Origin of the sequence: Sorangium sp. So ce834 (genome assembly GCF_051521425.1) — a bacterium.
Lineage (GTDB): Bacteria > Myxococcota_A > Polyangia > Polyangiales > Polyangiaceae > Sorangium > Sorangium cellulosum_D.
This window is the reverse complement of the sequence record NZ_CP150351.1, coordinates 11,281,010-11,300,842: the sequence shown is the minus strand read 5'-3', so window position 1 is coordinate 11,300,842 and position 19,833 is coordinate 11,281,010. Positions and strand designations below refer to the sequence as shown.

The 19,833-nt window shown below is 72.0% G+C and carries 14 protein-coding genes and 2 tRNA genes; 12 read left to right on the top strand and 4 right to left on the bottom strand.

Annotation, left to right across the window (positions count from 1 at the left end):
• The first annotated feature begins 38 nt into the window (after positions 1–38).
• The 4 genes from WMF20_RS41580 to rpsI all read left to right on the top strand — a co-directional run bounded on the left by WMF20_RS41580 (position 39) and on the right by rpsI (position 1,768).
• A tRNA-Ser gene (locus WMF20_RS41580) sits at positions 39–125 on the top strand.
• Positions 126–230: 105 nt separating this feature from the next.
• Positions 231–318 (top strand) — tRNA-Ser (locus WMF20_RS41575).
• 599 nt (positions 319–917) lie between these two features.
• On the top strand, positions 918–1,367 hold the full coding sequence (gene rplM, locus WMF20_RS41570) for a 50S ribosomal protein L13 (RefSeq protein ID WP_020740461.1): 450 nt from the start codon (positions 918–920) through the stop codon (positions 1,365–1,367).
• Positions 1,368–1,375: 8 nt separating this feature from the next.
• On the top strand, positions 1,376–1,768 hold the full coding sequence (gene rpsI / locus WMF20_RS41565) for a 30S ribosomal protein S9 (protein ID WP_020740460.1): 393 nt from the start codon (positions 1,376–1,378) through the stop codon (positions 1,766–1,768).
• A 312-nt stretch (positions 1,769–2,080) separates the two neighbouring features.
• Here rpsI and WMF20_RS41560 read toward each other — a convergent pair whose 3' ends face one another.
• The gene (locus tag WMF20_RS41560; RefSeq protein ID WP_437607219.1) at positions 2,081–4,225 is read right to left on the bottom strand and encodes a peptidoglycan DD-metalloendopeptidase family protein; all 2,145 of its coding nucleotides are present in this window, start codon (positions 4,223–4,225) and stop codon (positions 2,081–2,083) included.
• A 117-nt stretch (positions 4,226–4,342) separates the two neighbouring features.
• Here WMF20_RS41560 and WMF20_RS41555 point away from each other — a divergent pair, with 117 nt between their 5' ends.
• On the top strand, positions 4,343–5,215 hold the full coding sequence (locus tag WMF20_RS41555) for a tetratricopeptide repeat protein (protein WP_437607218.1): 873 nt from the start codon (positions 4,343–4,345) through the stop codon (positions 5,213–5,215).
• A gap of 3 nt (positions 5,216–5,218) precedes the next feature.
• The gene (locus WMF20_RS41550; RefSeq protein ID WP_437607217.1) at positions 5,219–6,475 is read left to right on the top strand and encodes a DUF2062 domain-containing protein; all 1,257 of its coding nucleotides are present in this window, start codon (positions 5,219–5,221) and stop codon (positions 6,473–6,475) included.
• A 1,062-nt stretch (positions 6,476–7,537) separates the two neighbouring features.
• Here the strand turns inward: WMF20_RS41550 and WMF20_RS41545 are convergent.
• Entirely contained in the window at positions 7,538–7,990 is a 453-nt protein-coding gene (locus WMF20_RS41545; RefSeq protein ID WP_129579458.1) for a DNA-binding protein, read from the bottom strand.
• 877 nt (positions 7,991–8,867) lie between these two features.
• On the opposite strand from WMF20_RS41545, the gene WMF20_RS41540 reads away from it, so the two are divergent.
• From WMF20_RS41540 to WMF20_RS41525, 4 genes are all read left to right on the top strand, one after another.
• Positions 8,868–9,119 (top strand): hypothetical protein, encoded by a 252-nt coding sequence (locus WMF20_RS41540; RefSeq protein ID WP_437607216.1) that lies wholly within the window; start codon positions 8,868–8,870, stop codon positions 9,117–9,119.
• A gap of 1,086 nt (positions 9,120–10,205) precedes the next feature.
• Positions 10,206–12,440 carry an excinuclease ABC subunit UvrC gene (uvrC, locus tag WMF20_RS41535; RefSeq protein WP_437607215.1) on the top strand — a complete coding sequence of 745 codons (2,235 nt, stop codon included), beginning with the start codon at positions 10,206–10,208 and terminating at the stop codon, positions 12,438–12,440.
• 270 nt (positions 12,441–12,710) lie between these two features.
• On the top strand, positions 12,711–14,027 hold the full coding sequence (locus WMF20_RS41530; RefSeq protein ID WP_437607214.1) for a serine/threonine-protein kinase: 1,317 nt from the start codon (positions 12,711–12,713) through the stop codon (positions 14,025–14,027).
• A 72-nt stretch (positions 14,028–14,099) separates the two neighbouring features.
• Positions 14,100–15,836 carry a VanW family protein gene (locus WMF20_RS41525; RefSeq protein ID WP_437607213.1) on the top strand — a complete coding sequence of 579 codons (1,737 nt, stop codon included), beginning with the start codon at positions 14,100–14,102 and terminating at the stop codon, positions 15,834–15,836.
• A 66-nt stretch (positions 15,837–15,902) separates the two neighbouring features.
• Here the strand turns inward: WMF20_RS41525 and WMF20_RS41520 are convergent, their stop codons facing one another.
• Entirely contained in the window at positions 15,903–16,925 is a 1,023-nt protein-coding gene (locus tag WMF20_RS41520) for a tryptophan--tRNA ligase (RefSeq protein WP_129579454.1), read from the bottom strand.
• A gap of 144 nt (positions 16,926–17,069) precedes the next feature.
• Positions 17,070–17,600 carry a putative signal transducing protein gene (locus WMF20_RS41515; RefSeq protein WP_437607212.1) on the bottom strand — a complete coding sequence of 177 codons (531 nt, stop codon included), beginning with the start codon at positions 17,598–17,600 and terminating at the stop codon, positions 17,070–17,072.
• Positions 17,601–17,779: 179 nt separating this feature from the next.
• On the opposite strand from WMF20_RS41515, the gene coaBC reads away from it, so the two are divergent.
• Positions 17,780–19,093 (top strand): bifunctional phosphopantothenoylcysteine decarboxylase/phosphopantothenate--cysteine ligase CoaBC, encoded by a 1,314-nt coding sequence (coaBC, locus tag WMF20_RS41510; protein ID WP_437607211.1) that lies wholly within the window; start codon positions 17,780–17,782, stop codon positions 19,091–19,093.
• Positions 19,090–19,818: a CPBP family intramembrane glutamic endopeptidase gene (locus tag WMF20_RS41505; RefSeq protein ID WP_437607210.1), complete on the top strand. Its 729-nt coding sequence runs from the start codon at positions 19,090–19,092 to the stop codon at positions 19,816–19,818. Before coaBC ends, WMF20_RS41505 begins: the two co-directional genes overlap by 4 nt.
• Positions 19,819–19,833: the final 15 nt, after the last annotated feature.

The window sequence follows — 19,833 nt, the reverse complement described above, 5'->3', positions numbered from 1 at the left end:
GCTTGACCAGCCGGCCCCGCTTTGCCATGTTCGCCCGCGGAGAGGTGACCGAGAGGCCGAAGGTGCCTGATTCGAAATCAGGTGTACCCGCAAGGGTACCGCGGGTTCGAATCCCGCTCTCTCCGCTACGCTTGGCTGCTTGCCCCCGCTGAACCAGGTGGGCTCTGACCGCCCGCTCTCTCGCGGGCGGCGCCGGTCCGGCAGAAGCGGGGCGCGTCGAAGAAGTATCGGGAGAGGTGACCGAGTGGTCGAAGGTGCACGACTGGAAATCGTGTGTACGGCAACGTACCGCGGGTTCGAATCCCGCCCTCTCCGCCAAGCTGAACCGTCTGTCGACTCCTGGTGGTGAGCTCCTCCGAAACGAGCCCGCGGGAAGTTCGCGACGAGAAAAAAGAGGATGAGGCCGAGCGGCAGCTGCGCTCGGAAGTCGTGGCCGGTCGCTGAGCGACGCCCGGCTTCTGGATGCGTCGCCTCGAGCTGATTGCCCGCGGAGCTGCGGCGCCTTCAACCTCGGTCGGGCCGAAGCGGAGATCTATCCCGAGCGACGGGGGCGGTATCTGGAGACCATCCCGCGCAGGACATGGCGAAGCGAGCGCTGTCTGCTGGGCGAGGAGCGTGGGCGCGTGAAGGCCGCGCAGGAGGCGCGAGGGCGCGAGGAACGCGGCGGACGAGCGCGGCAAAGGACGCGCAGCAAACGAAAGAAGCGACCGGCGCGAACGCTTGTGCTATCAGGCGGCCGACCGACGCGCCCTTGACCGGCTCGCGCCGGACGACAAGGCTCCCGCCGGACGACAAACGTGACGATGACGACGATGACGATGCGCCACGAGCGGGCCCGAGACGCTTGACAGGCGGAGGGCCGCCTTGTAGAAGTTGCGCCCCTTTTTGGCAGGCGCCCTTCCGGAGTTTTTCGCCCAATGAATCCTCAGCCCAAGTCCTTTTCCGCCAAGCCTGCGGAGGCCCGCAACGAGCGTACGTGGTGGGTGATCGACGCGGAAGGCAAGCCCCTCGGCCGCCTTGCCAGCCGCATCGCCATGGTGCTTCGCGGCAAGAACAAGCCCACGTTCACGCCGCACGTCGACACCGGCGACTTCGTGATCGTCGTGAACGCCAAGAAGGTCCTTCTGACCGGTCGCAAGCTCCAGCAGAAGAACTACGTGCGGCACAGCGGTGAGCCGGGCGGCTTCCGCTCCGAGGCGTACGGTCATCTGCTCGAGCGCAAGCCGGAGCTCCCGATCCAGAAGGCCGTGAAGGGCATGCTCCCGAAGAACGTGCTCGGGCGCGAGCTCCTTACCAAGCTCAAGGTCTACGCCGGTCCCGATCACCCCCACGCGGCGCAGAAGCCGCAGCCCCTTAGCTACAGCTGAGCAAAGCCATGACGGAAACGAGAACGTACGCCACTGGGAAGCGTAAGACCGCGGTCGCGCGCGTCTTCCTCTCGCCGGGCACCGGCAACATCAAGGTGAACAAGAGGCCCGCCGACGAGTACTTCGTCCGCGAGACCTCGCGCATGGTGATGCGCCAGTCGCTGGAGCTGCTGGAGCTGCTCGAACAGTTCGACGTGAACGCGACCGTCGTCGGCGGTGGGCACAGCGCCCAGGCCGAGGCGATGCGGCACGGCATCGCGCGCGCCCTGTGCGAGCTCGATCCGGAGCGCAGGTCGTCGCTCAAGCGCGCGGGCTTCCTCACGCGCGACGCGCGCAAGAAGGAGCGCAAGAAGTACGGCCAGCCCGGCGCCCGCAAGCGCTTCCAGTACTCGAAGCGCTAGCAGGCCCGGCAGCTGCCCATCGGGGCGGTTGTCATGGCGACGCCATCGAGGACGCGAGGGATCTTCCCTCGGCGTCCTCGACGCTTTTTGTCCTCGGCCGGGGGAGGCGCTGCGCTCTTCGCGCGGACGCCCTCGGCCTGCTCGGCGTCACATCGTCTCCGGCGGCTCTCGAGATCGGGGCCTTCGATGGGCTCGCCGTGCTCGAGCGGACCTCCCGGCCCGCCCGGCGTCACATCGCCTCCGGCGGGCTCTCGAGATCGGAGCCTTCGATGAGCTCGCCGTGCTCGGGCGGACCTCTCGGTCCGCCCGACGTCACATCGTCTCCGGCGGACTCTTGAGATCGGGGCCCTCGATGAGCTCGCCCTCATCGTCCCCGGCGCCTTCGGGCGGCTTCGGCTCGGGCTCGGCCGGCCCGCTCGGCCCGACCGCGGGCGCCGCGGTGACCGTGGCCTCGCTGCCGGCCGCTGCGGGGGGCGGCGGGGTCGGCTCCGCGACCTCCGGCTTCACCGGCTCGGGCGGCGGCTCGGGCAGCGGGATGGCGTCGAGCCGCGCGTCGAGCGCCTCCTTCGCCGCGGCGAACGCCGCGCGATCGACGCCGGGCATCACGCGCTCGCCGTCGAGCTGGAGCGTCTCGGCGTCGAAGTACTTGCCGTCCTTCTTCGCGCTGAAGTGAAGGTGCGGGCCCGTCGAGCGGCCCGTCGACCCCACATACCCGACGAGCTGGTGGGTGCCCACCTTCATGCCGACCTTGATGCCGGCGGCATACCTCGACAGGTGCGCGTAGCCGGTGCTGACGCCGTTCGGATGCAGGACGGTGACGAGGTTGCCGCTCGGACCCGCGGGGCCGATCCACTCGACGACGCCGCGGTACGCCGAGTACACCGGCGTCCCCGTCGGCGCGCCGAAGTCCGTCCCGTTGTGGGGCATCCTCTTCTTCAACACCGGGTGCATCCGCTGCGGGTTGAACCTCGACGTCACGGGCGCGCCCGGGACCGGCGCGCGCCATCCGCCCGCGTACGGCTGCCGGCCGCGCTCGTCGAAGTAGCCGCGGGCCTCTTGCCCCTTGAAATCGTAGATGCGCACCGGCTTCTCGGCGGGATCCGCGGGCCGGTACTCGAGCGCGATGATCTTCTTGTACCGGGAGAACATCCCGAGCGCCGTCTCTTCGACGGCGATCATCCGGACGATGCTCCCTTCCTCGAAGCTCTCCGTCGACATGCGCCCGCTCAGCGCGTCGTCGATCACGTCGAGCACGCCCGCTTCCAGGCCGCCCGATCGGTACGCGCTCGTGAGATCCTTCCCCACGTAGAAGGCGGCGACGACCTCCTCCTCGGCGATCTTCATGTCGAGCGTGGTGCCCGAGAGCAGCCCGGCCGCGTCCTCCCGCGCCTGGTAGATCTCGCTCGCCGAGACCTCGTACTCGAAGGCGCGGACGCGGCGCGTGGAGCGGTCCATCGCGACCGTGAACCGATCCTTGCGGCCGCACTTGTCGAACTTCCGCAGCCCGTCGAAGGCCTTCATGATCCGGTAGATCTGCGCCTTCGGCACGCCCTTCTCGTCGAGGGCCGTGATGAACGACCGGCGGTCCATCGCGTCGCTCGCCAGGATCACGGACGAATCCTTCGCGAGCTCGGAGATCCGCCACGGGCCCGGCAGCGGGGTGCGCTTCTTGGCCTTCACCTCGGGCGCGGCGGCGGGCTTTCCGGCCTCTTCCGTGCCTGTGGTCGAGCCCGCCGGGCCCCCCGCGACCAGCGCGCGCTCGTCGCGCACCGGGACGCCCTGGATCAGGAGCGCGATGAGCGAGGTGAGCGTCGCGAGGCCGAAGATGCCGCCGAAGACCGCGGTCATGCGCGGCGAGAGGTGCGGCCCCGGAGGCGGCCGGCTGAGGCCGGCGGGCAGACGCGGGCCGTCCGCCGCGCCGGAGCCCGCGTAGGGGCCGCCGTCCGCGAGCGACGGGCGGGAGGGCCGCGGATCGCTGCCGCGCGACCAGGGCGCGGCGCCGCGCCCGCGAGAAGAAGGAGGAGGGAGCTGCGTCCACGACGGCGACGAGCGCGCGCGCAGATCGCCGCCGCGCGACCAGGGCGCGGCCGGAGCGCTCTCCGCCCGGCGGTGGCCCACGAGCGGCGCGGCCAGCGGCGGCGTGGCAGGCCGGCTGGAGGCGTCGAGCGCGTCGTCCGTCACGTCGTCGGCGCCGCTGCGCTCGATGTCCGCGCGCGGCGCGGGATGCGGGACGATGCCGGGCTCGGCGCGCGGCGCGTCCCGCGGGGTGGCGTCGGCCTCCGCGCGCGGCGCGCCCTGCGGGACCGCGGCGCCGGCCTCCGCGCGCGGCGCTCCCAGCAGGGCGGCGGCGCCGGGCCCCGACGCCCGGCCGGCGTCGTCGTTCCGCTCCTCGGAGCGGTCCGCGGCGTCCGGACTTCCGGGAGCCTCGAGCGGGTTCTGGGGTACTGCACTCGGCACGCCGACGTGCGTACCAAGGCATCGTCGGGGTTGCAACCGCGCGGCCACCCGATCCGCGCAAGGGTTGCGCGGAAGACCGACCGCATCGTACGCCGGTCGCGTAAGCTGGCGGGCCTCATGGACGACAGGCTGAAGCAGCTTCTGGTTCTCGGCAGGGAGCACTACGAGCGACGCGAGTACGATCTGGCCGAGCACGCCCTGCGGCAGATCCTCGAGAAGACCGATCGGTTCGCGGACGTCTTCAACATGCTCGGCGTCATCCTCCACGAGCGCGGCGATTTCCTCGCGGCCGAGGCCCACTTCGAGCGCGCGGTGCAGCTCAACGAGCACTACACGGAAGCGCTGCTGAACCTCGCCGTCACGTACAACGACCTCGGCAAATACGAGGCGGCGCGACAGGTCTACTCCCGCATCCGTCGCGGAGAGGGGGACGGCGGCGTCCTCGACCCGTTCGCGCGCGGCAAGATCGCCAACATGCATGCCGATCTCGCGCAGGCCTATGCCGACGCGGGCTGCGCGCAGGAAGCGATCGCCGAGCTGAAGCGCGCCGTGGCGCTGTGCCCGACGTTCGTCGATCTCCAGCTGCGCCTCGGCACGATGTACCGCGACGCCGGCAATCTGGCGCTCGCCCGCGAGCACTACGCCGCCGCGCGCGACGCCAACCCGAAGTACGCGCCTGCGCGCGTGTTGCTCGGGGTCGCGCTGCACTCCCTCGGTGCGCACGATCTCGCGATCGCCGAGTGGCGCGAGGCGCTCGCGATCGAGCCCGACAACAAGACGGCGAAGATGTACCTTCGCATGGTGGAGGCGCAGCGGAGCGGGAACACCGCGGGCGCGGCGCCGCGCGACGCGACGCCGACCAACTCGCGGGGCGCCTCCTGGGACGCGCTCGACGAGTCGACCCCCACGGAGGTGAGCGACCTCCTGTCCTCGCTGTCGGCCGACGCGGCCGATGACGCGGATCGCCCCACACCGGAAGGCAACCCCTGAACGTTGGCGAAATACTCTCTGCTCCGCGAGGAGGCGCGCCGCGCATGGCGCGAGCTCCGTGGCAGCGAGCTGTCGGCCGGCCGGACGGCCGTGGCGGTGGCGATCGGCCTGTTCATCGGATCGCAGCCGATCTTCGGCTGCCACACGCCGCTCGTCCTCCTGCTCTGCCTGTGGTTCCGTCTGGACGCGGCGATTGCCTGGGTCGCGGCGAACATTTCCAACCCCTTGTTCGCACCAGCGCTGCTCACGGCCGAGTTCCAGGTCGGGGCGTACCTCCGCACCGGGCGCTGGCTGCGCCTTCATGAGAAGATGAGCTGGGCGCAAGCACTGTCCGAGTTCCCCGAGTACATGCTCCTCGGCGCGCCCGTGGTCGGGCTCGCGCTCGCCGCGCTCGGCGGCGGGCTGGTCTTCGCGCTCGTCGCGCTGAAGCGGCGGCGCGCGCCCTCGCTGCGGCGCGGCGGGATGGAGCCGTATCGGCTCCCGGAGGACGCGCCGCCGTGGGTCCACGCGATCGAGCGCGTCGCGGCGAGGTACAGCCCGCAAGAAGGCGCCACGCCGGCGCAGCGCACCCGGTTTCACTATGTCCGCTTCAAGCTGCTCGGCGATCCCGTCGCGCGGCTGATTGCCGACATCGCCGGCGACCGCCCCGGCGCGCTGGGGGAGGTGCTCGATATCGGGACCGGGGCTGGCCAGCTGCCGATTCTCCTGCTCGAGCTCGGCCGGGCCGCGCGCGCGCGCGGGTTCGACTGGGACCGCGCCAAGATAGAGGACGCGCGCCGCGCGAGCGGCGGCAATCCGGGCGCGCCTCTGCCGCCCTCGGCCGAGCCGCCCGGCTCGTCCGGCGAGCAGCCCGCCCTCCAGGCGGCCCCTCCGCTGGCCGCCGAGTTCTGGTGCGCGGACGCGCGCGAGGCCGAGCTGGGAGACGCAGACACCGTGCTGCTCATCGACCTGCTCCACTACTTCCGCGTGGAGGAGCAGGACGCGATCGTGCGGCGCGCGGCGGCCGCGGTCCGACCGGGAGGGCGCCTGCTCGTCCGCGAGGCGGACACCGAGCGCGGCCTGAGGAGCTCGATCACGCTCCTCGAGGAGCGCATCTTCACCGCGCTTCGATTCAACCGGGGCGAGCGGGTGCGTTTCCGCCCTGCCCGGGAGATCGTCGCGCTCCTCGAGCAGCTCGGCTTCTCGTGCGAGACGAGGCCCGCCTGGGGGAAAACGCCGTTCTCGAATGTCCTCATCGTCGGGACCCGGGCGGATCGCTGAGCCCGAGTCGCGCTTCCCGCCGAGATCTCTTCACGCACCGCCGTCGCGACGCCCCTCGGCGGTGTCACCGGGGCGCCCGGTCCAGCGTGCAAGCTCGGCCCGGTGGACCGACTGTCGATCGAGCGCCGCGGGGATCCGATGAGCATCGCAGATGGTCAGAACCTGTCCAGCGCGGTGGCAGTTGGGTCTCGTCGGTTCACGCCGCTCACGAGGCGCGGTATCCGCTGAGCAACTCCAATGTGGCACAGACCATGCCTTGGCGTTGACCAAGGCATGGCGGCGCTCCTTGCTGTCCGTGTCCGTGCCTGATCCACAGAGGCCGAGAGCGCCCGAGGGCCCTCTTCGGCTGGAGGCCGGGCTCGCCCACGTTGCAAATTCGCAATATCCGCCTGGGGCGTCCTGCCCAGATGTCTGTGAAGGTGCGTTGGCCACCAGCCCGCTTGGGGCGAGGCGATGTCTCGCAGGCGCAACCATCAGTACCCGGCGGGACACCCGAGGGAGGAGGCGCGGGCCAGGCGCTCACAGCCGCCACGCTCGCGCCGCGCCGATCGTGCTCTGCCAGCTTGGCAATCCCGACCACTTGCGGTCCACACAGCTAGATGTGGTGGTCCTTCGATGTCACCCCACGACATGTTGGGGTCTTCGGGTGAGGTGACGCTGCCCGACTCCCGCGCGAACGACAGGAGCGCGGGCATGGCCGCTCGGTAACCCAGCGTCCTGGGCGCCGGAGCGCGTCTGGCCGCACAGCGGCTGTCGGGCGCAGCTCCCGCATTGCGTCGCTGGGCGGATCCGCTCAGCAGCGGTCGGGCGGGAGCTTTCGGGCCGCGCGCGCGGGGCTCTCCACGGCGCTACGCGGAGAGGGCATTGCTGGGGGAGTTTTCCTGAGGGGGTTCCGGAAGCGTGTACGGCTGCGGAGCTTGCTCCGCCCCGATGTGCGACGCCTCCGCGCCTGCCTGGGGAGCTCCTGGCTGGCCACGAGTTCCCCTGCTGGGCTTGGAGGAAGGCTGGACGTCGACCTCGGGCGGCTCGGTCGGACCCGCCCGGCGGGTGTCGAGGCCGGCTTCAGCGGGAAAAGTACTTGGTCGCCCGCTTCTCTCCTTTCGACGTGATCTTCTTCTCGACGAGCAGCTTCCGAATCGGGAGGGTGAGCTCCTTCGTGGTGGTGCCCAGATCCTTGGCGATCTGCTCCACGCCCTGGCCGCTGTTGGCCCGGATGTGCTCCAGGACCTTCTGCGTCATGGCGGCGAGCTCTTCCTTCGAGCGCTTCTCGCCCTTCTTGCGGGTGGGCTTCGCGGCGCGCGCGGGGCGCCCCGCCGCCTTCTTGACCTCCGCAACCGGCTGGGGAGCGGCCTTGGCCCGACCCGCCTTGCGCGGCGCGGCGGCGGCAGCGGCCGGCTGGCCCTCCCCCCGCAAGGCGTCGGCGACGGCCTCGAGAGCCGCTTTGCGGACAAGTCCGCTCAGCTGAGAGACGAATGCATCAACGTGGCTTTTGATCTCGGTTTCGACGTTGCTCATTGGATCTCGCGTCCCATGAATAGCTAGAGTTGTCAACTGCTGAACAGCACCTTGGTTGAAAATAATTCGAGAGGTGTCCCCCTCATCCCCTCAACTCGCGTCGGGAACCCGCGCTCGCGAGCTCCCGTCCCGCCGTCCCCTCATGGCGTGCTGGGGCGACCGGTCGAGCCGGACTCCAGCCAGCGCGTCTCCCCAGCGGCGTCGCGCCGCGAAGCCAAGCCAGCTGGCTTCGCTCCGAGGGGCGAGGCCCGGTGGTCGATCCGCGAAGCCAGGCTCTGCCCAAACCCAGGAGGGGTGCGATGGACAGCGCCGCGGTCCTCTCTCCGCCGCGCTGCGGCCTCTCCTGCTGCCGCGCGGCGCGCGCCGCGGGCAGACCCGTAACCGCGGGGAGCCAGCGACATTCCCACGAAGGTTGGCTTTCCTGTGCTCCGGACACAAGCGACCCACCTCGCAGCAGCCGAAGCGGGCGCCTGACCGAGGGAGCGCGGAGGAGGCCGACCCCCCCGGGTGAGCCGCCCTCATCGAGGAAAGCTGTCATGGACGAGGCCGCCGTTCCAGCCCACCCCGGTGCGCTGGACCGGAGGTCTTTCATTTCTGCATTCCGCTCTGCACCGGCGGCGTGTCTGTATGCCCGAGCTTTCGTCTCCGGACCGAGCCGCTCTCCGGGATCGACCGCAACGTGTCCGCCGCCGATCCGCCCTCCGGCGCTGTCGACGTCATGAGGGCTACCCCACCCACCTGCCGGGGCGTCCCCCCGGCGGAGCGGCGCGAAGGCCCGAGGCGGTTGCGCCCACCCATGTTGCAGCGCCGAGGCCACCTCGCCTCGGGCGTGGCTGCGTCTTTTTGCGGCTGTGCTGGAGCTGCCCAGCCTACGGCCGTGTCCCCCAAACCGCTCGCCGCGCCCGCGACCCGGCCGCCGCCCCGGCAAGCCGGAAGTCTGCCCGCGGGAGGTCTCGAGGCCGCCGCTCCTGCTCAGCTGCTCATCCTGACTCAGGCGGTGACACTCGCGCTGGGCACCAGGGTGACGCTCGTCCGCGGCTCGCCCCAGCTCGCGGGCGCAGAGCGCGCCGCCGCCGCCGAGGGCGACATCGAGCCCCTGAGCGGGGCGGCGGTGATGGACGCTGGTTGACAGTTCGTCGCTCCTCGGCTGTTCGACGCGCACTCCCACCTCGGGCTCCACCCGACACCAGGTGCAGCGGCGCACCTGGACGGCAACGAACGGGAACCAGATACGGGACCGGTGGCGCCGCAGGCTCAGTCCGCCGATGCCTTCTGGCCACAGGACCCGGGTATCGAACGGGCAGTCGCTGGTGGTGTTACGACCATACAAGTCCTTTCGGGTTCAGGCAACCTGATTAGAGGGTGCGCGGTAAAGATGGAGCGCCGGCCGGGCATCGGGGCCTCCCAGATGCTTCCCAGATGCTCCCCAGATGGTCCCCAGACGCGCGTCACCGCGGCGCCCGGCGGGCTGAAAGTGGCTTGCGGGGAGAACCCGAAGCGCAGCTACGGCGAGGACAAGCGGGCAGCGGTGGCCGGCCTGGGCAACCTCGCTCTCCAGCGGGCGGCCTCTCTCAAGGCCAAGAAGCTCCAGACGGACTGGGCGCGATGAGGCGACGAGGAGTCGCGCAAGATTGCGACCGAGGCGAAGACGCCGCCGCCCGCGAGGCCACGAAGGAGGAACGCGCGACACCCGAGACCTGCTCCTGGGAGGTCTTGCGAAGATCTTGCCGCTCGGCCGCCTCTCGGATCGAGGGCGCGTCTCGAGGCGAGCCGCGCGCGGTGAGCCACCACCGCTGTCGTCTCCGCCGCCGGCCACACGGGCGATGGCGACACACGCGAGGGCGCCGGCGCCGTGATCACGAGGGCGCCGCCGCCGGCGCGCGCGAGCGCGCCGCGCCGCCGAGCTCCGCGAGCGTGCCCCAGACGAAGCCGCGCAGTCGCGGCGCCGCCCCGCTCGTCGCGCTCACGCGAGTCGCGCGCGACGAGCGGGGCGGCGCGACTGTCGCGCAGGCCACCGCGCCTCCGCGGCTCGCGCCGTTCGGGCGGCCGGCGTGAGATCTCGACCAGGGCGTTCCGCCGCGAGCTGCGCCGCGCCGCGCGCCGGCGTTTCCGAGGTGTCACGGAGGACCGCGCGGCAGCGCCGTTCCGCTGTGCCGGAGGGGCCGTGATCGGGGCGCTTGCTGCCGGCGCGCGCGACTTCTAGATCGTTCCGGCCGTGGTCAACCCGAGCGCCAAGCAGGATCCCGAAGCCCTCCTCGCAGCCAAGCTCGCCTCGCTCCCGACGAAGCCTGGCTGCTATCTGTTCATCGACAAGACGGGCGCCGTCGTCTACGTCGGCAAGGCGAAGAGCCTGCGCTCGCGCGTCCGCAGCTACTTTCAGGAGAGCGGGAGCGACGCCCGGTACTTCATCCCGATACTCCGGAAGATCGTGGCCGATCTGGAGACGGTGGTGACCGCCACCGAGAAGGAAGCGGCCGTACTCGAGAACGAGCTCGTCAAGCAGCACAAGCCGCGGTTCAACGTCAAGCTGCGTGACGACAAGGACTTCCTCTGCCTCAAGCTCGACACGCAGAAGGAGTGGCCGATGCTCGAGACGGTCCGCCGCCCCGCGCCGGACAAGGCCCGCTATTTCGGCCCGTACCACTCGGCGACGAGCGCGCGGCGGACGCTCCACCTGGTCAACAAACACTTCCAGCTCCGCACCTGCTCCGATGCCGAGATGGCGTCGCGGCGGCGGCCGTGCCTGCAGTACCAGATCAAGCGTTGCCTCGCGCCGTGCGTGATGGATGTGGATCGCGCGCTCTATACGGAGATGGTCCGCTCGGTCGCGCTCTTCCTCGAGGGGCGCCACGACGAGCTCACGGGCGAGCTCACCGCGCGAATGCGGGACGCGTCGCGGGAGCTCGAGTTCGAGCGCGCCGCCATCTACCGCGATCAGCTCCGGGCGGTCGAGGCGGTGCGGGAAGCGCAGCGCGTCGTCTACGTGAAGGACGTCGATCAAGACGTGGTGGGCCTCTACCGCGAGGGGACGCTCGTGGAGGTCGAAGTGATCCTGGTGCGCCAGGGGCGCGTGACAGACACGCTGTCCTTCTCGCTCCGCAACATGGAGCTGCCCGACGACGAGGTGCTCGGCGGCTTCCTCAACGAGTACTATGGCGTCGCGTCCACCACGATCCCCGATGAGGTCCTCGTGCCGGTGTTGCCCGACGGCGCCGAGGGCGTCGCGGAGTGGCTCAGCGATCGGCGCGGGCGCAAGGTGACGCTCTTCGTGCCTCAGCGCGGGCCCCGCGTCGACCTGCTCAAGATGGCGAACGAGAACGCAGCTCACGCGTTCCGGGAGAAGCAGAGGAGCTCCGACGATCTCGAGGCCCGCCTCGAGGAGCTCAGGGAGCGCCTCCGACTCCCGACGCTCCCGCGTCGCATCGAGTGCTGCGACATCTCGCATCTCGGCGGCGGCGACACCGTGGGATCGATCGTGGCGCTGCTCGACGGCCAGCCCGACAAGAAGCGCTACCGCAGCTTCAACGTGAAGAGCGTGGCCGACGGCGACGACTACGCCGCGATGTACGAGGTGCTCGCGCGGCGCTTCCGCCGCGGCAAGGCCGCTCGCCCGGCGAGCCCGCCGGCGGTCGCGGACGGCGCGGAGAGCGGCGCCGCGCCCGGCGCCTCCGAGGCGGACGCGAGCGATCTGCCCGAGGGCGACGCGGCCGAGGGCGCGCCCGACGACGCGATCGAGAACGAGGCGCCGGACGGCGAGGCGATCGAGGCGGACGCGGCCGAAGAGGCGGTCGACCCGGTGAGCGCGGGCGACGCTCCGCCGGAGACGGAAGCGGCGCAGGCGACCGCGACCGCGGAGCGGCAGGCCGCCGGCTCGGCCAGCGAGGCGCCGAAGAGCGCGCAGTCCGGCGGAGCCGAGTGGGATCTGCCGGACCTGCTCGTGGTCGACGGCGGGCGCGGCCAGCTCCAAGTCGCGCTGTCGGCGGCGCGCGATCTCGGCCTGCACGACCTTCCGATCGTCGGTCTCGCGAAGGAGCGCGAGACGCAGTCCGGCGAGAAGCTCGTCGACCGCGTCTACCTGCCTGGCCAGAAGAACGGTATCCCGCTCCGCTCCACGAGCTCGGCCCTCTTCTTCCTGGCGCGGGCGCGCGACGAGGCGCACCGGTTCGCCAATCACGCGCGCAAGCGGCTGGGCAAGGCGCGGCGCCTCCGCTCCGAGATCGAGGACATCCCGGGGCTCGGCAGCGCGGTGAGGACGGCGCTCCTCCGGGAGCTCGGCTCGCTGGAGGGCGTGCGCCGCGCGACCGACGCGCAGATCCTGGCGGTCGCCGGTGTGACCAAGCGCCACCTGTCCGCGCTGCGCAAGGTCATCCCGTCTCCCGAGCCCGCGCCGTCCGCCGCGCCGGAGGAGGGCGGCGGTGATGCCGAGAAGGCTCCGGGGCTCACCCGGTGAGCGCGCGCGGGCCCGCGGCGCGATCGACCGGTGTAAAGATCACGCCGCGACCGAACAGCGTTCCGGGTTGAGCGCCAAGGCGTTCTCTGCGACGATCCGGACATCAGGCGCCCGGCTTCGCTCCGGGCGCGCGCTGTCGATCCTCGATCAAGATCACCACCTGGCACACCGAGCGCTCCTCGCGAACCCGACCTCATGGAGGCCGCGCTCGGCGGGCTCCATTCCCGGCGGGGACAGCCCCGCTCCGGGGTTACGCGGCACGTGAGCACCATGGGAGAAGTACGCGCTGGCCACACGCTCGGTCGCTATGAGCTCCTCGTCCCCATCGCGCTCGGGGGCATGGCCTCGGTGTGGGCCGCTCGAACGAGCGGTCAGCTCCCGAGGATCGTCGCCGTCAAGCTGCTGCGCGCCGAGCTGAGCGACGACCCCGACTTCGAGGCGATGTTCCTGGACGAGGCCACGCTCGTCTCGCAGATCCACCACCCGAACGTCGCGGAGACCATCGATGCGGGCGAGGAGGACGGCGTCCTCTATCAGGTGATGGAGCTCATCGACGGCGAGCCGCTCAACCTGGTTCTCCGAGAGAGCAAGGCGCGCGGCGGCGTCCCGCTCCCGGTCGCGCTCCGCATCGTCGCCGAGGCGGCGCTCGGCCTGCACGCGGCGCACGAGCTGCGCGGCCGCGACGGCAAGCTCGTCGGCCTCGTCCACCGCGACGTCTCGCCGCAAAACATCCTGGTCGGCTACGACGGATCGGTGAAGATCCTCGACTTCGGCGTCGCCAAGGCCGCCTCGAACCTGCAGCGCACCAAGGTCGGTCAGGTGAAGGGCAAGTACGCGTACATGTCGCCGGAGCAGGCGGGCAGCGAGCCCATCGATCGGCGCACCGACGTGTTCACGCTCGGGATCGTCTTCTATCAGCTGGTGACGGGCAAGCACCCCTTCCTCGCCGAGAACGAGCCTGCGACGGTGCGCCGCATCTGCGACAAGGCCGCGGCCGAGCCGCCGCGCACGCTCGTCCCTTCGCTCCCGGACGACGTCGGGCGCATCGTCATGAGGGCGCTCGCGAAGCCGCGGGACGAGCGCTTCGCGTCGATGGCCGAGCTGCGCCGCGCGATCGAGCAGGCGTCGCTGACGACGCCGCTCGCCACCGCCGATGAGCTCGCCGCGCTGATGCAGCGGCTGCTCGGCCCGCGCGGCGAGCGCCGGCGCGCCGCGATCCAGGAGGCGATGCAGATCGCGCGCGAGCGCTCGAACGACCCGGACTATCCGCCTCCCCAGCAGAGCTCGCCACAGGCGGCCGAGCCCCCCGGGCGCGCGGTCGTCGAGCGCGGCGCGAGCGCTCCGCCGCCCGAACGACGCGCGCGGCGCTGGCTCGTCCCCGTGGCGTCCGTCGTCCTCGCGGTCCTCGTGGCGCTCGCGGGCGCGTACCTCCTGCGGTCCGCGCCCGCAAACCGCGCGCCGCACGGGCGGGGCGGCTTCATCGTGCCCAGGGCGGGCTCCATCGGGGCGCCGCTCCTCCGGGCCGCGCACGCCGCGTCGAAGGCGCCGCGCGGCCCCGCGGCCCCCGGGGCGGGCGCCGACCCGTGACCGGCTAGGCCGCGCCGGCGGCGGCGTTTCCTTGACGGTTCGGGGAAGGCTTTTCAAGATGGCCGCCCTCGCATGGATCTTCGCCGCTCGCCGGAGCTCTGGCGGTTCGCCGCGCTGGTGGCGATCTTCGTCACGAGCGGCCTGGTCATTACGTACCTCGTGCTGCCGCCGCCGCCGGACGACGGCCTGAAGCCTCCGCCGGTCCTCCGCGTCGCAGCGGTGCCGGTGCCGACGGGCGGCGACGTCGTGGCCAACGCGCTCGATCTCGTGCGCCGCTACGCGACCGGCGAGATCCGGATCGTGCTCCCCGACGGCTCCGCGCGCGCGCTGCGCCGCAACGACCTCGGCGTCGAGATCAACCGCGTCCGCCTCGCCGAGTTCGTCCGCGAGGCGCTCCGCCCGGAGAGCGCGCTCCGCCGCGCGCACGAGCGCGAGGACGAGGACGCCCCGCTCGACATCCCGATCCCGCTCCTCCTCGACTCCGAGCGGGCGATCAGCAAGCTGCTCGATCTCAAGGTCGAGCTCGACGCGCCGGCGGTCGACGCCTATGTCGATCTGGAGGCGAAGCAGCTCAGGCCCGAGAAGATCGGGTATCGGCTGGACGTCTACGGCACCCTCGCGCGGATCGACGCCGCCCTCCGGGCGGGCGAGGACACGGCGCAGGCCAGCGTCGAGACGATCGCGCCGAAGCTCGTCGCGGAGCAGCTCGGCAACGTCAAGTTCGACCAGGTGCTCGGCTACTTCGAGACGCGCTACGCGACCGGGGCGAAGTCCAAGGAGAGGACGTATAACCTCAGGCTCGCCGCCTCGAAGCTCGACGGGGTGGTGGTCCTGCCGGGGGAGATCTTCGACTTCAACGAGACGGTCGGCCCGCGCGACGAGGCGCACGGCTACCGGGTCGCTCCGGTCATCGCCCAGGGGGAGCTCGTCGACGGGCTCGGCGGCGGGACTTGCCAGATCTCGGGCACGCTCCACGGCGCCGCGTTCTTCGCGGGGCTCGAGATCGTCGAGCGCTACCCGCACTCCCGTCCGAGCTACTACATCAAGCTCGGCCTCGACGCGACCGTCGTCTATCCGACGATCAACTACCGCTTCAGGAACCCGTTCGACTTCCCGATCGTGCTCCACGAGACAGTGGCCGGCGGCGTCGTGCGCGCCGAGATCCTCGGCCCCTCGCGCAAGCTCACGGTCACGTACTTTCGCCGCATCGACGAGGTCATCCCGTTCGAGGAGCTGGAGCGCCCGACGCCGAAGCTGCCTGAGGGGACACGGACGCTCGCTCAGCGCGGCATCCCCGGCTTCCGGACGACGAGCTCGCGGGTCGTGCGCGACGGCGCCTATGGCGTGCGGGAGAAGTGGAGCGACAGCTACCCGCCGACCACGCAGATCATCCATGTCGGGAGCGGCCCGCGCGATCCGGGGGTCAAGGTGGCCGACGACAATCACCCCGAGTACGTGGCCGACGAGTACCTCGTGGTCACGCAGGGCCCGGACGTCCGCACGCCCGGCGTGACCGGCCCCGAGCCGGGCGGCGGCACCGTCGAGAGCCGCGAGCCGGGGCTCACGGGCGAGCGCGGCTGGACCGAGCGCGCGGGGATCGGCACCTTCCGAGCGAAGGGGGATGCGCGCGAGGGCGCGCGCGGCGAGGACGCCCCGCCTGCGGAGGGCGCCAGCACCGTGCAAGCCTCGAACGAGCAGCCCGAGGGCAAGGGCGCGAGAGAGGCCCGCGGCCAGAAGGACCCTGCGGGCGACGAGGCGAAGGACGGCAAGAGCAAGAAGCGGCGCCAGAAGAAGGGCGACGGCGGCTGATCGGCCGCCGCCCGCCGGCGCCGGCGGCCGGCGTCAGCGCACGTCCGCCTGCGCCGGCGGCGGCCTTCAGCGGATGCCGACCGCCTTGCGTGTCTCCTGGATCGTCGCGCTCGCGATCTGCCGCGCGCGCGCCGCGCCCTGCGCGAGCAGCGCGTCGACGCGCGCCGTGTCGGCCATGAGCTCGGCGTAGCGCCGGCGCGGCTCCTCCAGCGCGCGGTTCAGCACCTCGAACACGGCCTCTTTCGCCTCGCCCCAGCCGATGCCGCTCCGGTAGCGGCCGCGGAGCGCCTCCGTCTCCTCGGGCGTCGCGAACTCCCGGTAGAGGTGGAACAGCGGCGAGGTGTCCGGATCCTTCGGCTCGCTCGGGGGCGACGAGTCCGTCTTGTACTTGAAGATCGTCTTGCGCAGCTTCTCCGGCGGCAAGAAGAGCGGGATGGTGTTGTCGTAGCTCTTGCTCATCTTGCGGCCGTCGAGGCCCGGGATCACGGCGGTGTGGGCGTCGATGCGCGCCTCGGGCAGGACCAGGACCGGGCCGTAGATCGCGTTGAACCGCTGCGCGATGTCGCGGGCGATCTCGATGTGCTGGACCTGGTCCTTGCCCACGGGCACGACATTCGTCTTGAACAGGAGGATGTCGGCCGCCATCAGCACCGGATAGTTGTAGAGGCCCATGTTGATCCCGGCGTCGAGGTCGTCCATGTCCTCCGCGGTCGCGGCGCTCGACGCCCGGGACTCCATGTTCTTGGCGACAGCGGCCTTGTAGGCGTGCGCGCGGTTCATGAGCCCCTTCGCGGTGAAGCACGACAGGATCCAGGTGAGCTCGAGGATCTCCGGGACCTCGGATTGCCGGTAAAAGATGACCTTCTCGGGGTCGAGGCCGAGCGCGAGCCAGGTCGCGGCGACCTCGTGGACCAGGCCGCGGAGCTTCTGCGCGTCGTGGATGCTGTTGAGCGCGTGGTAGTCCGCGACGAAGTAGAGCGCGGTCGACGCGGTCCCCGCGAGCGCGAGCGCCGGCTTGATCGCCCCCACGAAGTTGCCGAGGTGCGGCGTTCCGGTGGGCTTGATGCCGGTGAGGACGGTGCTTGCCATCGTTGTCGTGTTCCTCTGAGGGAGCATGACGAGCTCCCGGTGGGGGATGCTACTGCCGCGCGCCAGAAATCCCGCCTGGGATTTCTCCCCGCCACGTCACGGCGGCTCCGGCGCGGCGCCGGGCGCGCCGCGGCCGCCGGTGGCTCACTGGCCCTTCGGACGCAGCGCCGCTCCGCGCGGCGCGCGGTAGGGATTCCCGCGCCTCGGCGCGTTCGCTCCCGGGGGCCAGTAGGCATCGCACTTGCGGCAGTGCCACCGCTTCTTCAGGACGAGGAGCGGCAACCCGAGCAGCAAGAGGATGGCGAGGATCTGACCCGGGGCCCACTCGCGGTAAGCGTAGCGCGCGCCGCACGCCGGGCACTTCGGGCCATCGAGCTCGGCCGCTTCGTCGTCCTCGTCGAGCTCGCGATCGTCGTCGACGGGCGGCGGCTTCAGGATCTCGGTCGCCCGCTCCAGATCCGCGCGCGGCACCTGGAGCCGGATCCCGAGGGACCTGCCGATATAATGAGGTGTCAGCGTCGCCACGTGCTCATCGGCGATGAAGGCGCGGATGCCGTGAGCGGACAGGGCCGAGCGCCCCATCTGCGCCTCGACGGACTCGCTGTACGTCGCCACCGTGACGAGCTGCTCGGAGCCCGCCCGGGCGCGGCCCCGCGACCGATCGAAGGAGCGCACCCGGCGAGGGTAGCATCCGCCCGCGGCGCAGCGTGTACGGCTGCCGGTTTTCGTGCCACGGTGGGCGGAGGTGGACCGCGAGGCGGCCGCCGATCGATGTTCACAAGGGACCGCGCAGCGGCTCCCGACCGATGTTGGCCGGGGACCGCGAAGCGGCTCCCCCACGCTGCACCTGCGTCATGTCCGGCCGAACGCCGTCCTCTCCTGCGCCTCCCCCCGACGCCCCCGCTCCGCCGGCCGCCGGCCACACCGCCGCCGGCGGGCGACCGACCGTCGCGCTCGCGGTCTCCGGCAGCATCGCCGCGTACAAGGCCGCCGAGGTCGCGCGGCTCCTGATTCAGGGCGGCGCGCGCGTGCTCCCGATCATGACCCGCGCGGCGCAGCAGTTCCTCGGCCCGATGACGCTGAGCGGGCTCTGCGGCGCGCCGGTGCGCGACACGATGTGGGACCCGGGGTTCGCGGGCGAGCTGCACGTCGCGCTCGCCGCCGAGGCGGACCTCGTGCTCCTCGTGCCCGCGACCGCCGACGTGCTCGCCCGCCTCGCAGCCGGCCGCGCCGACGACCTCGTGACGGCGCTCGCCCTGTGCGCGAAGGGCCCGGTGCTCGCCGCGCCGGCGATGCACCCCCGCATGTGGGCGCACCCCGCGACCGCGCGGAACGTCGCCACGCTCGAGGCCGACGGGCGCGTGGAGCTCGTCGGCCCGGTGTTCGGCGAGGTCGCCTCGGGCGAACGCGGCCTCGGTCGCATGGCCGAGCCCGCGGCGATCGCGGCCGCGGCGCTCTCGCGGCTCGGCCCGCGCGATCTCGCGGGGCTCCGCCTCGTCGTCACCGCGGGGCCCACGCTCGAGGACCTCGATCCCGTGCGCTTCCTCGGCAACCGGTCGACCGGCAAGATGGGCTTCGCCGTGGCCGAGCGGGCGGCGCTCCGCGGCGCGCAGGTCACGCTCATCGCCGGTCCCGTGTCGCTCGCCACGCCGCCCGGAGCGCGGCGCGTCGACGTGCGCGGCGCGCTCGAGATGCGCGCCGCGCTCTGGCAGGCGCTCGGCGAGGACCTCCGCGGCGCCGACGCGCTGATCATGACGGCCGCGGTGTCCGACTACCGCCCGGCCGAGCAGCACGCGACAAAGCTGAAGCGGACGCCGGATCTCGCCTCGCTCCCGCTCGTCCCGAACCCCGACCTGCTCGCCGAGATCGGCCTCGCGCGCGCCGGCCTCGACGCCTCCGCGCGCGAGGGCGGCGCGCGACCGCCGGCGCTCGTCGGGTTCGCCGTCGAGACCGCCTCGGACGACGGCGTGGTCGCCTATGCCCGGCGCAAGCTCGCGAGCAAGCGCGTCGACATGATCGTCGCCAACCACGCCGCGGACTCGTTCGGCCGGGACGACAACCGCGCCACGCTCGTGACCCGCGACGCCGCCGACGCGCTCGGCGTGTTGCCCAAGCCCGTGCTCGCCGACCGCATCCTCGACCGGGTCGTGCAGCTGTGCGCGCGATGACCCCGATCGACCCGCCGGCCACCGACCCGCGCCAGCCGCCGCGGGCCTCGCGCCGCGAGGCCGCGCTCATCGCCGCGTCCGTCACCGCCGGCGTCGCGCTCGCGGTCGCGTACGCGTTCCACCCCGATCGCGCGGGCGCGCCCGGCATGCTCGCGCCGCTCGGCGCGCTCTACGCCGTCCTCGCGGCGGTCACCGTGCTGTGGCTCCGCCGGCGCGGCGAGCTGCGCGCCGCGCTCCGCCCGCTGTCGGGCGATCTCGCGCGCGGCGCGCTCGTCGCGGCGGTGCTCTACGGCATGGCCATGGCGGTGCAGCTGGCGCTCGCCCCGCGGGGCTCGCCGCGCGAGGCGTGGCTGCTCCGCCTGTACCTCCACCTCGGCGACCCCCTGGCCGACGCGCGCGTGTTCACCGGCGCGATCGTCTTCGTCGTGGCCGCGCTCGAGGAGCTCGTCTGGCGTGGGCTCGTCATGCGGGCGCTCGAGGGGCCGTTCGGCCAGGTGACCGCCTGGCTGCTGTCGAGCGCGCTCTTCGCCGCCGCGCACCTCCCCACGCTCTTCTTGCTCGGCGATCCGCTCGCCGGGCCGAACCCGCTGCTCGTCGCGGCGGGCTTCGGCTGCTCGATCGTGTGGGGCCGCGTGGTGCACCGCACCGGCCGCCTGCCGCCGGCGCTCTTCGCCCACGCGTTCTTCTCGTGGGCGATCGTGAGCTTCCCGATCTGGCGCCCGTGACGTGCGGGCGCCCTC

Excerpts from the sequence above, each read along its gene's own strand:
- rplM (WP_020740461.1), top strand. The coding sequence starts at position 918 with ATGAATCCTCAGCCCAAGTCCTTTTCCGCCAAGCCTGCGGAGGCCCGC.
- rpsI (WP_020740460.1), top strand. The coding sequence starts at position 1,376 with ATGACGGAAACGAGAACGTACGCCACTGGGAAGCGTAAGACCGCGGTC.
- WMF20_RS41555 (WP_437607218.1), top strand. The coding sequence starts at position 4,343 with ATGGACGACAGGCTGAAGCAGCTTCTGGTTCTCGGCAGGGAGCACTAC.
- WMF20_RS41545 (WP_129579458.1), bottom strand. The coding sequence starts at position 7,990 with ATGAGCAACGTCGAAACCGAGATCAAAAGCCACGTTGATGCATTCGTC.
- WMF20_RS41530 (WP_437607214.1), top strand. The coding sequence starts at position 12,711 with ATGGGAGAAGTACGCGCTGGCCACACGCTCGGTCGCTATGAGCTCCTC.
- WMF20_RS41525 (WP_437607213.1), top strand. The coding sequence starts at position 14,100 with ATGGATCTTCGCCGCTCGCCGGAGCTCTGGCGGTTCGCCGCGCTGGTG.
- WMF20_RS41520 (WP_129579454.1), bottom strand. The coding sequence starts at position 16,925 with ATGGCAAGCACCGTCCTCACCGGCATCAAGCCCACCGGAACGCCGCAC.
- coaBC (WP_437607211.1), top strand. The coding sequence starts at position 17,780 with ATGTCCGGCCGAACGCCGTCCTCTCCTGCGCCTCCCCCCGACGCCCCC.
- WMF20_RS41505 (WP_437607210.1), top strand. The coding sequence starts at position 19,090 with ATGACCCCGATCGACCCGCCGGCCACCGACCCGCGCCAGCCGCCGCGG.